Genomic DNA, 14,231 nt, shown 5'->3' with positions numbered 1-14,231 from the left:
TCACTTCAGGAGATTGGTGTGCCGTTTTCCACCGGCTCATCGGTTCTCAATAGTACGACATCCCCTTCTCCAGGAACGCCGCCAAGCACCAGTGCTTCTGATTTAAAGCCTGCAATCCGCATCGGCGGGAAATTGACAATGCCTACAACCTGACGCCCTATTAGCTGATCTGGCTCATATCTCCACGTAATCTGCGCTGATGACTGCTTCATGCCAATCTCTTTGCCAAAATCTATTTTCAGTTTAATGGCCGGCTTCTTGGCCTCGGGAAACGGCTCCGCCTCTAAAACCGTTCCAACACGCATATCCAACTCCATAAAATCATCGATTATTGCCATTAAGCATCCCTCCATTACTATATGATATTTTTTTACAATATTGCCATTCCACTGCGAGGTTTATCCTTTTATTAAGGATATTTCGGCAAAACATTAGCAAACTCCTGCTTTTTTGTCATGGCTACTTTATCAGCGGTGTGCATGTGCCCAAGACTTCGCCAACTAGCTAGGTTCACTATTTAATTAGCAAAACTTTTAAAATGACAAATACCGGTTATCATTATATAATGGGAATAAGCATATATCCCTAGTAGGGACCGCGTGTAAAAGTAAAAGACTTGCCAATAAATTGTCAGGTCTTTTTCACCTTATGCAGTGTACTTTATCCGGTATCACACAGGCTGCTGCCGGACCACCATATATTTATTTACCTTTTTTGAGGAGCGGATAAGCTGTATGAATCAATTCATGTCCAAAGGCATGCCCACATTCATTGAAAGGGAACTCGAAATTATTGATGAGCTCGTCAAGCCCAAGCTGAAAAAGAGTTCCAAGTACATGTTCGTCGCCATTCCACTGCTGAGTGTTTCCATCATCAATCTATTTTTTATGCTGGTCATTAACGGCTACACAAAGGATATGCTGATTACCATTGGTGTATATGCCCTGTTAGGTGCAATCGGGGCGGCGTTATACAAAGAGTCCAGACATGTCAATAAAGAAATACGGCAAATCGGTATGGATCACATTATCGACCGAATCAAAAAGAGCGAACATGTCAACGACTACACAAAAGATAAATATATTAAAAGCGTCAAGGCTAAGCCGAAGTTCAGCATGCAAACCTTTTTTAATTTTCTATCCGAGGAGCATCAACGGAAACAAAGGATGGAAAATTAATGATAATGGAGAACCTCCCAATAATGGAGGTTCTTTTTTTAAGTTAGTAGAAGGCTTTCCGTTATCAATTTTTCCTTCCATATTTTCGTTGCATCCATAAAAACAGCTTTGTAATTAAATAGGAAACAACAAAAAATGCTTCATAAAACAGAAATAAATAAAAATAATGAACACCACTAAACATATGGAAAAAATCAAAATAAGCCATCATAGGTTTCATGACAAACCCAAAAAGTGCTGATAGTAGTAAAGAGTATAGAAATACATTTTTACCATGGTTAAGTGTCCATTGATAAACCAGCATAAATGCAACCGGTGCAATAGAACCATCCAGCGTAAAACTTGGCTGAAACGAAGTAAGCTCATATGGATACTCCCACAATCCCATGGAAACCCCTGCACTGTTCACATACTGAAACCAAAGATGATAATTGATGCCGAAAAATCCCAGATGCAGCATCTTACTCCGGTCAATGAAGATAAATAGGAAAGTAAGCGGAACAAGTGAACTACCCACCACTTACCACCCTTACGGTTTGCTTGAAGTGGGGGCTTCTTGGGTAATCACCACTTTTGATAGCTGGCGAAATTGACCAAGCTAACCCTCTTGTTCCAAGAGTTTATATTGTAATTAGCTAAGCAATTGCTAATAAGCGAATGCCTTCACGCCTGATATTCAGTGCTGAGTTGTAATCTCTATCTAGATTTAATCCGCAAGTGCATTGATAGGTTCGTTCTGATAAATTCACCTCTTTTACTGAACCACAATTCGAACAAGTTTTAGTAGATGGAAACCATTTATCTATTTTGACAAGTTGTTTCCCTTGTTCTTCTAGTTTGTACTGTAAGAAAGTAGTGAACATTCCCCACCCATTATCAGCGACACTTATACCGAACTTTAGAGCTCGTGACATTCCTTTCATGTCTAAATCTTCAACCACAACAGCATCAAAGGTAGACACTAACTCCTTTGATTTATGGTGAAGAAAGTTCTTACGTTGATTTGCAACTTTCTCTTGAATTTTAGCTACTCGGATACGTTGTTTGTTCCAATTCGAAGAGCCTTTCTTTTTACGAGAAAGTTTCCGTTGTTCTTTTGCTAACTTCTCAAGCATTTGTCGATAGAAACGTGGATAATTGGCTTTCTTACCTGTCTCACTATCTACAAACAGCCCATCCATTGCAAAATCTAGTCCAACAACTTTTTCAATTTCCTTGCTTTCAATCTTTTTCTCATACTCTACAAGAATAGAAATATAGTATTTCCCTGAGGAAGTCATAGATAGGGTACAAGATTTGATTTTATATTCTGAGGGAATTTGTCTATGTTGTTTTATTTTAACCATTTTAAGTTTAGGTAATTTGATATGACCATCCAACAATTGAATATTTCCGTTTACGACATTCGTTGTGTAGCTTTGTTTATGACGTTTACTTTTGAATTTTGGAAACTTGGTATTACCCTTGAAGAAGGTTTTATAAGCCTTATCTAAGTTTAATTGTGCGTTTGCCAACGCTAAAGAGTCCACTTCTTTCAGCCATGCAAACTCCTTTTTATATTTAGCAGGAGTTGGGTGTTTTACCTTCTTCAATGCTTCTTTGTCATTTTTTAGGTTTTCGTAAGTTCCTTTTCGCTCTGCTAACATTTTATTGTAGACAAAACGAACACAACCAAAGGTTTTTCGTATAATCAAAGCCTGTTCATCTGTTGGGTATAGTCTGAACTTATACGCTTTATTTTGTTTAGCCATATCAAATCACCTCACTTTTCCCCTTGATTTTCGATGTATTTTTTCACTATTTCTATGGGTGAGCCACCAGTCGTCAACAAACAAAAACTTCTTGACCAAAACATTTCTTTCCATAACTTTTTTCGAACATGAGGAAAATCCTTCTTGATAAGTCTTGAACTCGCACTTTTGTAAGCATTGATGAACTTTGACAGTTCCGTATTAGGTTGTGCTTTGAACAAAATATGAACATGGTCAATGTCATGATTCCATTCGACCAGCTTGATATTATATTTTTCACTCAATGATGCAAATTTTTCCTTTGCATAGTCTGAAACTGTATCATCAATAACGTTCCTTCGATATTTCACCACCAATACAAGGTGATAGTACAACGAGAATACTGAATGGTTATTGCTATCTAAATCCATTGTTATATCAACCCTTATTCTTTATAAGACTGATAATAACATAACAAAGAAAAGCCTAAAAGAAAAATCCTTTGGGCTTACACCCAACCGAAATTCATCTCCCCCTTACCGTTGGGCTACGCCCTTCACACGCTTGAAGAGGGAGACTTCTTTCGGAAGAACGTTAAAGTTGATAAGATTACCCAAAATTGCCACGTTCCCACCGAAGAAAAAGCTTGCCAATAATCCAGCTGCAATTGGGATACCTCTTTCAGCATCCCTCGTATTTGCGCCAGCATTTCCTGCTGCTTTTCCGTCATATGTAAACACACCCCAAACGATGAATTCCTTTCCATCCAATAATATAACCGCAATCCAAAGCGCTATTCCATCACATCAGCTCGTAATGCTCATCCGTTTGGCTACTTCATCCGCTTCCAGCTGTCAGCAGTTGAATTTCCAATAAATTTCCGTATAATAATAAATTAGCATCAAAGCGAAAGGGGCGATGCCATTCCCTTAGAAGGCAAAGTACGAAGCTGATTGAACCATACATAAAAATACCTATCCAAGTATGTCAAAAATTAATGCAGGGGGTTCCATGAAGAAAGTTTCAAGAGTTTTTTACATTACAGTCGCACTAGTCATCATAGCAGTCGCATTCGGTGCTATTTTTCCTGACCAGTTCGAACAAATAACAGGAAACATCAAATCGTTTGTTGCAACTAGATTCGGCTGGTATTACATGCTTCTTATGTCTGCGTTTGTTATATTTTCCATTTTTATTGCCCTCAGTCCATATGGCCAAATCCGGCTGGGCAAAGACGATGAGAAACCCGATTTTTCAACTCCAACATGGGTCGCCATGCTGTTTTCAGCCGGGATGGGAATCGGGCTTGTTTTTTACGGGGCCGCAGAGCCGTTGTCCCACTATATATCGGATTCCCCATCAGCGGAAACCGGATCCGGCCGAGCATTTAAAGATGGACTCACTTATGCTTATTTCCACTGGGGACTTCATGTCTGGGCTATGTACGGGATTACCGCGCTCGCTCTGGCATTTTTCCAATTCCGAAAAGAAGAACCTGGGCTCATTTCATCGACACTAAAACCGCTTTTCGGCAAGAAAATGAACGGGCCGCTCGGGACACTGATTGATGTGCTGGCCGTGTTTGCAACGGTCTTCGGGGTTGCCACATCACTCGGTTTCGGGGCTGTGCAAATCAACGGCGGACTGGCGCATTTATTCGGTATTGAGGTTGGTTTCAATTCGCAATTCCTTATTATAGCCAGTGTGACCGTGCTGTTTCTACTCTCGGCATGGTCTGGTTTAAGCAAAGGAATTAAGTATCTGTCGAATACCAATATGGTGCTTGCCATCATTTTGCTCGTTATCGTACTGGCGGTTGGCCCAACGCTATTAATTCTGAATATGTTTACAGAGACGTTTGGGCTATATATCGATAACATTATCCGTTCGAGTTTCCGGACAGCACCACTGGAAGGTGATAACCGGGGTTGGCTGGATGCCTGGACCATTTTTTACTGGGCTTGGTGGATATCATGGGCACCGTTTGTTGGTATGTTCATTGCACGCGTGTCCCGCGGAAGGACCATCCGTCAGTTTATGACAGGTGTATTTATTCTGCCGACGCTCGTCGTCTGTATCTGGTTTGCTGTATTCGGAACAACAGCAGGCGATATGCAAAACAGTGGTGTTGATTTGACACAATATGCAACAGAGTTGGTTCTTTTCAATATGTTTGACCAGATGCCATTAACGCTGATTTTGTCTATTGCAGCTATTCTGTTGATTGGATCCTTTTTTATCACATCCGCCGACTCGGCTACATTCGTTCTCGGCATGCAATCAACGTTTGGTTCCCTTGAGCCGCCGAATAAAGTGAAAATCGCATGGGGTCTTGCCCAATCATCGGTTGCACTTATCCTGCTGTATGTAGGCGGCCTGCAGGCAATTCAGAATACAATCATTGTTGCAGCGCTTCCGTTCTCGTTTGTGATGATATTGATGATTATCGCGTTGTTTAAAGCACTTAACAACGAACTGCTACTGATTAAAGGAAAAAAATAATGTAAGTATTCAGCCGCCCCAGTTCTTCACTTATGCCGGGGCGGCTGTTTATTGAGCAGAGCACCTATTTTGGCGAGTCCGTCATATTTCTCCAAGCAGCCTTCAATTAGAACACCATTGATCAAACGTATGATCAACATAGCCAGCACGTTTCCCTTCATCACCCTGAAGTAGCCCCAGTTGTTGACAAAAAGGCCCACGATGTTAAAAAATAAAAATTTAAGTGAACTTATTGACAATACATTCATGTCTGCTATGCTATATAAATCATATTCCGAAACGAAAGGGGACTCCGTCATGCTTCCGGAACAGACATTTCTGCGCATCCCGGGCCCAACGCCTATTCCACCCAGTGTACAACGAACGATGAGCCAGCCGATGATTGGCCATCGCAACCAGGAAACGAAAGACCTGCTGCAAACAATCAAACCCAAATTGAAGCCTGTTTTTGGTACCGAACAGGATGTACTTATTCTTTCAGGCAGCGGAACTGCCGGTCTCGAAGCGGCTGTCGTCAATGCCGTACAGCCAGATGAAGCCGTTCTGGTCATCGTTACCGGAGCTTTTGGTGACCGCTTTGTTAAAATATGTGAAGAATACGAGATTGCCGTCCACCGTTATGATGTCCAATGGGGGGAAGCCGTCTCACCCGAAGCTATTGCGGCTTACCTTGCAGACCATCCAGACATCAAGACTGTTTTTGCAACATACTGCGAAACATCAACCGGTGTCCTGAATCCGATCAAGGAACTTGCGCACGTCGTCCATCAAAATACTGATGCGCTGTTTATTGTTGATGGGGTTTCCTGTGTCGGTGGTATTCAGACCGAAATGGATACATGGGGAATCGATATACTTGTCACCGGCTCCCAAAAAGCCATGATGCTGCCGGCTGGACTGACATTTGTCGCCGTAAGCGAACGGGCCTGGCGGGTCATTGAAGAAAATGAGCGACCGGCATTCTATCTCGATCTCAAACGCTACCGCGATCAATTGGCAAACAACTCTACGCCTTTCACACCGGCAATCTCACTGCTGTTTGGATTGGAGCAAGTACTTACCATGCTGGAAGAAGAAGGGCTTAATCAGGTGTATGAGCGGCACCAAATGATGAAAGACATGACACGTGCTGCATTCCGGGCACTGGACATACCACTCCTTACATCAGATGAAGCCGCCTCGCCCACCGTTACAGCAATCAAACCCAATGACTTCAAGGCGGAAGCATTGCGAAACATTCTTAAAAGCAAGTTTGGGCTCGCAACAGCAGGCGGCCAGCAGCATTTAAAAGGCCAGATTTTCCGCATTGGCCATATGGGATATTGTTCGCCAGCTGATGTATTGCAGACCATTAGCATAATAGAAACCGCCTTACATAAAATCGGTAAATCCATAGAATTGGGCAAAGGTACCAAGGCAGCACAAGAAACGTTGCTTAAAGTGGATGTTTGAACAACCTTTTAAAGGAGGCTTTTAACATTGTTTCATATATTAGTAGCCGACCCAATCAGCAAGGAAGGATTGGACGTTTTACAGCAGAAACCTAATGTGACGGTCACAGACGAAACGAACTTATCCCCGGACGAACTGGAAAACCGGATCAATCAATTCGACGCTCTGCTGGTCAGAAGCCAGACAAAGGTAACACGACCGGTCATCGAAAAAGCATCCCAGCTGAAAATCATCGGTAGGGCCGGTGTTGGGGTTGACAATATCGATTTGGATGCAGCCACGGAACAAGGCATCATTGTTGTCAACGCGCCTAACGGCAACACCAACTCTGCTGCCGAGCACACCATGGCTATGATGATGGCACTTTCCAGGCAAATACCCCAGGCACACGTGTCACTAAAGAATGGCAAATGGGATCGAAAAAAATATGTCGGCGTTGAATTAAAAAATAAAACCCTTGGCATTATCGGACTCGGCCGCATCGGTACCGAGGTCGCCTACAGAGCAAAGGGACAGCATATGAACGTTATGGCCTATGACCCTTTTCTGACCGAAGAAAAGGCAGAACAGATGGGCATCGAATACGGCACACTGGAAGACATTTTGCAAAAGGCAGACTATATTACCGTCCACACGCCTCTATTGAAAGAGACCAGGCACATGATTAATGCAGATGCATTTGCTAAAATGAAAGATGGTGTACATATCATCAACTGTGCCCGTGGCGGCATCATTGATGAAGAAGCCTTATACAATTCAATTGTTAATGAAAAAGTCGCCGGCGCGGCTATTGACGTTCTGGAGGAAGAGCCATTCCAGGATCACCAACTGCTGGAACTGCCGCAAGTGATTGCCACGCCGCACCTTGGCGCCAGCACGGTTGAAGCACAGGAAAATGTGGCCATCGACGTCTGTCACGATGTTATCAGCCATCTGACTGGCGATATGGCCAAGAACCCTGTCAACATGCCATCCGTTCCCAGCGATATTTTGAGCCAAATCGAACCATACTTTCATCTAGCAGATAAATTGGGCATGTTCCTCATTCACTTAACAGAAGAAGTGCCGGAAGAAGTGAACATCTATTATTCTGGTGAACTATCCGATGTGAAAATGGCACCGATTACCCGGAATGCCGTAAAAGGGCTTCTCAAACGACACCTTGGCAGCCATGTAAACGACGTGAACGCGTTATACCTTGCTGACAGGAAAGGTATTACCATACATGAAAGCCGGACATCAACCGCTAAAGGGTTCACCAACCTGCTGACCGTTGAAATGAAAACCAAATCTAGTGTACGAAGCGTTGCCGGTACCTTGCTAAACGGCCTTGGACCGCGCATTGTCCGAGTCGATCAATACAGCGTGGATGTCATGCCGGAGGGGCATCTTCTCGTCATTCACCATCAAGACCTTCCCGGCGTCATCGGTAAAATGGGAAGCCTCCTGGCCCAGTATCAGATCAATATTGCCACCATGCAAGTTGACCGCTCCGATGTTGGCGGCAAAGCGATCATGATCCTGACTGTTGATAAATTTTTAGATAAAGAAGAACTGTCCGGGCTGAAACAGCTGGAAGAAATCAGTGACGTGACAGCGGTTGATTTGTAATGTGCATTAAAGAAAAACGCTTGTATTATAACTTTGCAGTTCACTTACCGTGGAGAAAACTTAAAATTATCTTATTAAATAGCAACGTTTTCAGACCATTATTATCAGGCTAATTAACAAGGAAATTAACGCATTAAAAACATTGCTTTATGGTGAGTTCTTGGCATAAAAATAAAACAGCTCAGTTTACATTTACTGAGCTGTTTTTCTTTACCGATAGAGCTCATATTAGCTGCTGGTATCGTACTATGAACTCTATTCCCACAGCTGCTGTGATCCCTGCTGTTAAAATCGGCATACGGGAACCAACTTTCTGCGTACAGTAAATTTAGTTACATATTTTTCGTAAATACTCTTTGATTTCTTTTTCAATTACTTGGTTGTTGTATAAATTGGCATAAATGACAGATTCAAATACTAAGCCGTGAATGAATATTGTTAACGAATTTGCATTATCTTCAACATTGGGATTATTAATATACCCATTATTATAGAGCATCTTTAGGATATCCTTTGCAAAATTAAGGTTTACCTCTCGAAATCTATCTTTTGTCGCGTGGAATCCTGGGTTCATCGTAGCCATAATGGAAAATTTCATCCATATATCATTTTCCATTCTTTCTTCTTCGGTATTAGCTTGAACAATCTGTTTTAACATACGAACTGCGTTTTCAAATCCCCCTTGATTTACCTGAGCTACCTTTTGCATCCTTTCCTCAAACCTTTGATAGATAACATCCATTGCGAACATATATATATCTTTTTGTTTTGGAAAAAAGTATTGAACAGAACCTAAAGATAATTCTCCTTCTTTGGCAATTTCACGTAATGTTGCTTTTTCAAAACCTGAATGATGAATGATACGAAACATTGCATCTATAATTTGATCTTTTCTTTCAGCATGATCTATTTTTTTTGGCATTTTATAACTCCTTTGATTTTTTAGGTCAATTGTATTATAATGTTTTTAAGTCAACTGACATAATAAAAAGGCAGGTATTTATATGGAAAATGTTTTATTACAATGTATTACTATATTTTTTATAAGTATGGTTCCATTCCTTGAAGTATTTTTAACTGTTCCAACTGCAATCATTGTTTTCAACTTTCCACCTTTTGTAGCATTAATTGTAGCTATCCTCGGGAATGCGATTAGTGTTCTTCTTTTTGTATTTTTTGGAGCTGAAATTAACAACCTCTTTCATTCAGTATATAATAAATTTCGAAAGGGAGATAGAAGGCATGTGGGAATAAACCCCCGAATAAAAAGAACTTTTGATCGTTTTGGAGCAACCGGCGTATGTTTTTTATCGTCTATTTTGTTCAGTAGCCAAGTTGGTGCTGGTGCAATAACCACTCTTGGAGCCTCAAGACGTAAAGTGTTTATATGGACAACTCTGGGAGTAAGTACGCTGGCAGTAGTAATGGCAACATTATCTGTAGTGGCAGAAGGATTAGTTTCACCATTAGTGAATTTATAGTGGGCAGCATCGAAAACGTAAAAACCATATGGTCAGTTAAACAGTTCCCTATTCAACAATATAGTTCCGCAAGAAAGGACGCCAATCCTTATTCATACTGATAGGCGCCGGATTGTTTAAGACAGTCACAATATAAAAATAACCACTAAAAGTCCTAATGACGTCCAAACAAAAGAATAGCCAATTTTATTTTCATTGGAAATAGTATTCTTTTTGGCTTTATGTATAAGTGCTAAAACAGTCGCATTTATTAAAAATAAAACATAGTAAATTAACACATATATAACCCAACGATTGCTCTGCGTTATTTCGCTTAGTGGTCCTGCCAGAAAAAAGATAAAAACTACAACCAAAGATAAAATAATTATAACAGGCATAATAATATACATTTTATCCCATAATCTGTGCCTTAGAAATGTGTCACTTTTCCTCGTTTGGAAATACATCATTAAACTAAGTAAACCAATTATTACTACCAAAAATAAAGATGATGTCATCAACACCGACGTATTTATTACATCAGTTGAGGAAAATGGTACTCCAATATCTGTCTTAAACATATCTGCTATAAACGCAAGAGCTATCAGCAGAACAATTACAATACCTTGAAATGCTGTCCAACGTGAAAAAAATATAATGTATCACTCCGTTTAAATCAGTAATTTTGTTAAGTAACCCCGGCTTCGGCTTCCTGCATTTTTTCTTTACCAGTTGATTGTTCAAGCATAACTAAAATAAATGATGAGGGTTCTATACTTTTTCCTAATTTAATTTAGAAACCTAAAAAACTAAAGATATATCCTCCTACTACACCCAAAATAACAATAAGCCATGCAGGAACTTTCCACACATTTAGTAAAGCAAATAGTATAACCCCTAAGGCAAAATCGGAACCATCAAAGATTGAACTCTCGATGACAGGATCATAGAAAGCTGCCAATAAAATGCCGACCACACTGGCATTCACTCCCATAAGAATACCCTGAAAAGATGCACGTTTTCTAAGTTCACTAAGGAAAGGCAAGGCTGCCACAATTAGCAGGAATGAAGGTAAAAAGATAGCAACGGTCGCTACCACAGCCCCTATGATGCCTTCCATCATGGTACCTAGGTAACTGGAAAATGTAAATAATGGACCGGGTACTGCTTGTGCCATTCCATACCCTGCCAAAAATCCATCAGGTGATAGGAAACCTTGAGGTACTAATTCTCTTTCAATCATTGGTAGCACCACATGTCCACCGCCAAATACTAGCGATCCAACTCTGAAGAATATATCAAAGATATTGAGCAGCGAACTGTTAAGTGTGTTATTAAGGATAGGCAAAACGATTAGAGTACCCACTAAAATTAGTAAAGATGTAACACCCATCTTTTTCGATATATTGACGTGAAAAGGTTCAATCTTTGATTCAGCTTTATCTTGAAACAATTTTAATCCCAGCAATCCTGCTGCCAAGATGATTAGAATCTGTATCCAAGCCGAAGGGTACAATAACATAATCATTGCGCCTACTAAAGCTATAGCCATCCTGCTTTTGTCTGGAGTTAGTTTTTTGCCCAACCCGATCAGCGCATGGAGAACAACGGCTGCGGCTACAATCTTCAGACTATGAATAAAGCCAGCATCTCCCAGTGAGAAATTTTGATATAGTAACGCAAAGATAACAAGAACAATGACAGATGGAAGTGTAAATCCTAAGAAAGAAATAATCCCTCCAAGTAAGCCTCCACGCAGAATGCCTATTGAAATTCCTACTTGACTGCTTGCTGGTCCAGGAAGGAATTGACATAATGCTATCAGGTCTGCATAGGTTTTGTCATTTAACCATTTTCGCCGATCGATATATTCATCCTTAAAATATGCAAGATGTGCGACAGGCCCACCAAAAGAGGTTAAACCTAATTTAGTTGATATTAATAGTATTTCTAAGAGCGTCGATAAACGACCTTTATTGTATGGATGTTGCTTCACTCTAATTCACCCTCATATTATTTAATTTCTTTAAAAAGTTCATATGCTTTCGCCCTTGCTTCTTGTAGAACATTGGTTCCCCTTTCAGTAACTCGATAATACTTTCTAATTTTTCCATTTACATTGACGTCTTCCCTGTTTAAGAGCTGGTCTCTCTCCATATTGTGAAGAATTGGATAGAGAGTTCCAGCACTAATTTCATATCCATGCTCACGTAGCTCCTCTAACATCCAAGATCCATAAATCGCTTCCTCCTTGGCATGATGCAGAATATGAATTTGGATGAACCCTAGGAAAAGTTTTCTCAGCACTTTATTATCCAAATTAAACCTCCTTATTCAATCTTTATCTGATTTCGATATCGGTTTTCGCTTATGAATATATAGTAAATGTATTAATTAATCAAGTCTATTCCAGAAAGTTTACATAGACTTAATAAAACATCAAAAAAAGAACCCCATTTAAGGGGTTTCTTCGTCTACAGCAAAATGTTTTAATATCACATATGTCTTGAAATCAAGTCTTCCATTATCCAAACCGACCCGTTTGTTGCATGAAGTTTGAAACCCAGAATGTTTAATTCAAGACCATTTTGTTACAATCTTTAAATTTATTTTAACATAAATATTCATAATACCTGGTTAAAAGTTTTAAAGGCGTCTCTTTTTTTTATGTTATAATCAAGCGTTTTCTTAGCTTCACACACGATGTAAAAGATTATCTTTAAAGTCCGACGAGTATTTCAAACCATAACCGATCATCCTGTCCATAGCACTCAATATTAGCTAAGGAAAGGTCAGCATCCCGGCTGGTGTGCTGACCTTTAAGATCACTTTTATTTTTTCTCCATATCATGGTCTTCAATAACAGCCAAAAGCTCCCTTAAACGGGCGAGTTCATACGTTGGCATAATGTCCTGATTTTTTGTTCGATGATGATTTATCCATGCGGACGGCACTTCTGCGTTTAAGGCACCAAGAATATCCGTATACAAGTTATCCCCCACCATCAAGGCTTCCTCTTTTTCCACGGAGAGAAGATCACATGCATATTCAAAAATGTCAGGCGCCGGCTTCCCCTTTCCATAGGCACCTGAAATCACAATATGGTCAAAATAAGGTTTCAGTTCCGGTGTTATGTTCAATTTCGTCTGTTGCAAGTCGGGCGAGCCATTCGTAAGCATCAGAAGCTGGTATTTTCCTTTCAGTTCATTTAAAACCTCAAATGTCTCCTCGTACACAAACTGTTTTGTACGGCGCTCCCTTTGAAATGTCGCAGCCAGTTCCGAACCAAGCTGCGGATCATCAATCCCCATTGACAGCAGTCCTTTTGTCCAGGCCTTTTTTCGATACTCGGGGGCCATTTCTTTCAATTGTTGAAACGATTTACCCTCATCGTTAAACACGCCCCACAAACCCTCAAACGGACTGATGCCAATCATTTCTGTGAAGTCATATGTATCATAAGAGGAAAACAGCTTGCGGGCGTTTTCCTGCACCTCTTTTTTAAGTGATTCAGGATCCATATCATAAGTCTGTGCAGCCAGTCCACAAGCAACTTTAAACGCTTCATTAATACTTTTTTCATCCCAAATCAGCGTATCATCCAAGTCAAACATGATTGCTTTTAGCATCCGTACATCCCTCCCGTTGCGTTGAAATATTTAAAATATTACGTTCATATTATCACTTATTTGCAGCGTCGTATATACTTTTGGCAGACGATACCTCTGCTCTAGTCATAAAACTCCATATGCGGTTTTGCCTGTTTAGAGTACTCAATCCTGTCTTGCATAGTCCCCGTATGAAACTCAAACTTATGCCCGTCAGGATCGGTAAAATAAATCGATTTCTTATCCCGCTCATCTCTCGGACGGCCAGTTAAAATATTCACACCCAGCCGCTCCAGCTTTGTATACATTTCATCAAATTCCGCTTCATCAATTGAGAAAGCGGTATGCGTATAGGATTCATGTATTTCGTTTCGCGGGATATCTTTTTCAACATTTAGTGCCAGCCACAATCCATCTAAATCAAAATAGGCTGTGCTGTTTCCTTTCACAAGAAGCTTTGCTCCAAAAACATCTTCGTAAAACTTGATGGATTTATTCAAATCTGAAACCGAAAACAATAAATGATTTATTTTCACGCACTTCCCCTCCTTATCAGCATTTGAAAGCCCTTTTTATAGTACTACTATCGAATTCCAGCTAAAAAAGGTGTCATCAATTTATTAAAAAATTTATGGCACCTCCGCATACCTAGCGTTCGATTATAGTGTTGCACCCCACTTGTTCGCCTAA

The 14,231-nt window shown here is 40.4% G+C and carries 17 protein-coding genes; 5 read left to right on the top strand and 12 right to left on the bottom strand.

Translation table 11 applies throughout. From position 1 onward, the window contains the following. Nucleotides 1-5: 5 nt before the first annotated feature. Nucleotides 6-338 carry a chaperone CsaA gene (csaA, locus tag ACFSUO_RS11570; RefSeq protein ID WP_382394204.1) on the bottom strand — a complete coding sequence of 111 codons (333 nt, stop codon included), beginning with the start codon at nt 336-338 and terminating at the stop codon, nt 6-8. A 396-nt stretch (nt 339-734) separates the two neighbouring features. On the opposite strand from csaA, the gene ACFSUO_RS11565 reads away from it, so the two are divergent. After that, nucleotides 735-1,178 carry a DUF5392 family protein gene (locus ACFSUO_RS11565; protein ID WP_382394202.1) on the top strand — a complete coding sequence of 148 codons (444 nt, stop codon included), beginning with the start codon at nt 735-737 and terminating at the stop codon, nt 1,176-1,178. A 64-nt stretch (nt 1,179-1,242) separates the two neighbouring features. Here the strand turns inward: ACFSUO_RS11565 and ACFSUO_RS11560 are convergent, their stop codons facing one another. From ACFSUO_RS11560 to ACFSUO_RS11545, 4 genes are all read right to left on the bottom strand, one after another. Beyond that, a complete protein-coding gene (locus ACFSUO_RS11560; protein ID WP_382394200.1) occupies nt 1,243-1,695 on the bottom strand; it encodes a CBO0543 family protein in 453 nt (150 codons plus the stop codon). Nucleotides 1,696-1,813: 118 nt separating this feature from the next. Continuing rightward, nucleotides 1,814-2,929 carry an RNA-guided endonuclease TnpB family protein gene (locus ACFSUO_RS11555; protein ID WP_382394198.1) on the bottom strand — a complete coding sequence of 372 codons (1,116 nt, stop codon included), beginning with the start codon at nt 2,927-2,929 and terminating at the stop codon, nt 1,814-1,816. Nucleotides 2,930-2,940: 11 nt separating this feature from the next. Beyond that, a complete protein-coding gene (gene tnpA / locus ACFSUO_RS11550) occupies nt 2,941-3,339 on the bottom strand; it encodes an IS200/IS605 family transposase (protein ID WP_382394196.1) in 399 nt (132 codons plus the stop codon). Between the two features lie 105 nt (nt 3,340-3,444). Next, nucleotides 3,445-3,678, bottom strand: a complete 234-nt coding sequence (locus ACFSUO_RS11545; RefSeq protein ID WP_382394194.1) for a hypothetical protein — start codon at nt 3,676-3,678, stop codon at nt 3,445-3,447. A gap of 241 nt (nt 3,679-3,919) precedes the next feature. Here ACFSUO_RS11545 and ACFSUO_RS11540 point away from each other — a divergent pair, with 241 nt between their 5' ends. The 3 genes from ACFSUO_RS11540 to serA all read left to right on the top strand — a co-directional run bounded on the left by ACFSUO_RS11540 (nt 3,920) and on the right by serA (nt 8,473). Further along, entirely contained in the window at nt 3,920-5,410 is a 1,491-nt protein-coding gene (locus ACFSUO_RS11540; RefSeq protein WP_382394192.1) for a glycine betaine uptake BCCT transporter, read from the top strand. 297 nt (nt 5,411-5,707) lie between these two features. Next, nucleotides 5,708-6,862 (top strand): pyridoxal-phosphate-dependent aminotransferase family protein, encoded by a 1,155-nt coding sequence (locus ACFSUO_RS11535; protein WP_382394456.1) that lies wholly within the window; start codon nt 5,708-5,710, stop codon nt 6,860-6,862. Nucleotides 6,863-6,889: 27 nt separating this feature from the next. Next, entirely contained in the window at nt 6,890-8,473 is a 1,584-nt protein-coding gene (serA, locus tag ACFSUO_RS11530) for a phosphoglycerate dehydrogenase (RefSeq protein WP_382394190.1), read from the top strand. A gap of 328 nt (nt 8,474-8,801) precedes the next feature. On the opposite strand, the gene ACFSUO_RS11525 is transcribed toward serA, so the two are convergent. Continuing rightward, nucleotides 8,802-9,395, bottom strand: a complete 594-nt coding sequence (locus tag ACFSUO_RS11525; RefSeq protein ID WP_382394188.1) for a TetR/AcrR family transcriptional regulator — start codon at nt 9,393-9,395, stop codon at nt 8,802-8,804. A gap of 82 nt (nt 9,396-9,477) precedes the next feature. Between ACFSUO_RS11525 and ACFSUO_RS11520 the strand changes: the two genes are divergently transcribed. After that, nucleotides 9,478-9,954, top strand: a complete 477-nt coding sequence (locus ACFSUO_RS11520) for a small multi-drug export protein (protein ID WP_382394186.1) — start codon at nt 9,478-9,480, stop codon at nt 9,952-9,954. A 125-nt stretch (nt 9,955-10,079) separates the two neighbouring features. Here ACFSUO_RS11520 and ACFSUO_RS11515 read toward each other — a convergent pair whose 3' ends face one another. The 6 genes from ACFSUO_RS11515 to fosM all read right to left on the bottom strand — a co-directional run bounded on the left by ACFSUO_RS11515 (nt 10,080) and on the right by fosM (nt 14,077). After that, the gene (locus tag ACFSUO_RS11515; protein ID WP_382394184.1) at nt 10,080-10,514 is read right to left on the bottom strand and encodes a hypothetical protein; all 435 of its coding nucleotides are present in this window, start codon (nt 10,512-10,514) and stop codon (nt 10,080-10,082) included. Nucleotides 10,515-10,726: 212 nt separating this feature from the next. Continuing rightward, nucleotides 10,727-11,929, bottom strand: a complete 1,203-nt coding sequence (gene chrA, locus ACFSUO_RS11510) for a chromate efflux transporter (RefSeq protein ID WP_382394182.1) — start codon at nt 11,927-11,929, stop codon at nt 10,727-10,729. A gap of 17 nt (nt 11,930-11,946) precedes the next feature. After that, a complete protein-coding gene (locus ACFSUO_RS11505; RefSeq protein ID WP_382394180.1) occupies nt 11,947-12,252 on the bottom strand; it encodes a PadR family transcriptional regulator in 306 nt (101 codons plus the stop codon). Nucleotides 12,253-12,627: 375 nt separating this feature from the next. Continuing rightward, entirely contained in the window at nt 12,628-12,699 is a 72-nt protein-coding gene (locus ACFSUO_RS11500; protein ID WP_382394454.1) for a hypothetical protein, read from the bottom strand. A gap of 65 nt (nt 12,700-12,764) precedes the next feature. Next, nucleotides 12,765-13,562 (bottom strand): HAD family hydrolase, encoded by a 798-nt coding sequence (locus ACFSUO_RS11495; protein WP_382394178.1) that lies wholly within the window; start codon nt 13,560-13,562, stop codon nt 12,765-12,767. 101 nt (nt 13,563-13,663) lie between these two features. Then, a complete protein-coding gene (gene fosM, locus ACFSUO_RS11490; RefSeq protein ID WP_382394176.1) occupies nt 13,664-14,077 on the bottom strand; it encodes a FosM family fosfomycin resistance protein in 414 nt (137 codons plus the stop codon). Nucleotides 14,078-14,231 lie beyond the last annotated feature (154 nt).

This window comes from Lentibacillus juripiscarius, assembly GCF_042685205.1.
GTDB lineage: Bacteria > Bacillota > Bacilli > Bacillales > Amphibacillaceae > Lentibacillus > Lentibacillus juripiscarius.
This window is presented reverse-complemented; position numbering and strand designations above follow the sequence as displayed.

Bases quoted from the DNA above. Each gene is read 5' to 3' on its own strand.
- ACFSUO_RS11495 (WP_382394178.1), bottom strand. From the start codon at position 13,562: ATGCTAAAAGCAATCATGTTTGACTTGGATGATACGCTGATTTGGGAT.
- csaA (WP_382394204.1), bottom strand. From the start codon at position 338: ATGGCAATAATCGATGATTTTATGGAGTTGGATATGCGTGTTGGAACG.
- ACFSUO_RS11515 (WP_382394184.1), bottom strand. From the start codon at position 10,514: ATGTTTAAGACAGATATTGGAGTACCATTTTCCTCAACTGATGTAATA.
- ACFSUO_RS11520 (WP_382394186.1), top strand. From the start codon at position 9,478: ATGGAAAATGTTTTATTACAATGTATTACTATATTTTTTATAAGTATG.
- tnpA (WP_382394196.1), bottom strand. From the start codon at position 3,339: ATGGATTTAGATAGCAATAACCATTCAGTATTCTCGTTGTACTATCAC.
- ACFSUO_RS11535 (WP_382394456.1), top strand. From the start codon at position 5,708: ATGCTTCCGGAACAGACATTTCTGCGCATCCCGGGCCCAACGCCTATT.
- ACFSUO_RS11540 (WP_382394192.1), top strand. From the start codon at position 3,920: ATGAAGAAAGTTTCAAGAGTTTTTTACATTACAGTCGCACTAGTCATC.
- ACFSUO_RS11565 (WP_382394202.1), top strand. From the start codon at position 735: ATGAATCAATTCATGTCCAAAGGCATGCCCACATTCATTGAAAGGGAA.
- ACFSUO_RS11525 (WP_382394188.1), bottom strand. From the start codon at position 9,395: ATGCCAAAAAAAATAGATCATGCTGAAAGAAAAGATCAAATTATAGAT.
- ACFSUO_RS11555 (WP_382394198.1), bottom strand. From the start codon at position 2,929: ATGGCTAAACAAAATAAAGCGTATAAGTTCAGACTATACCCAACAGAT.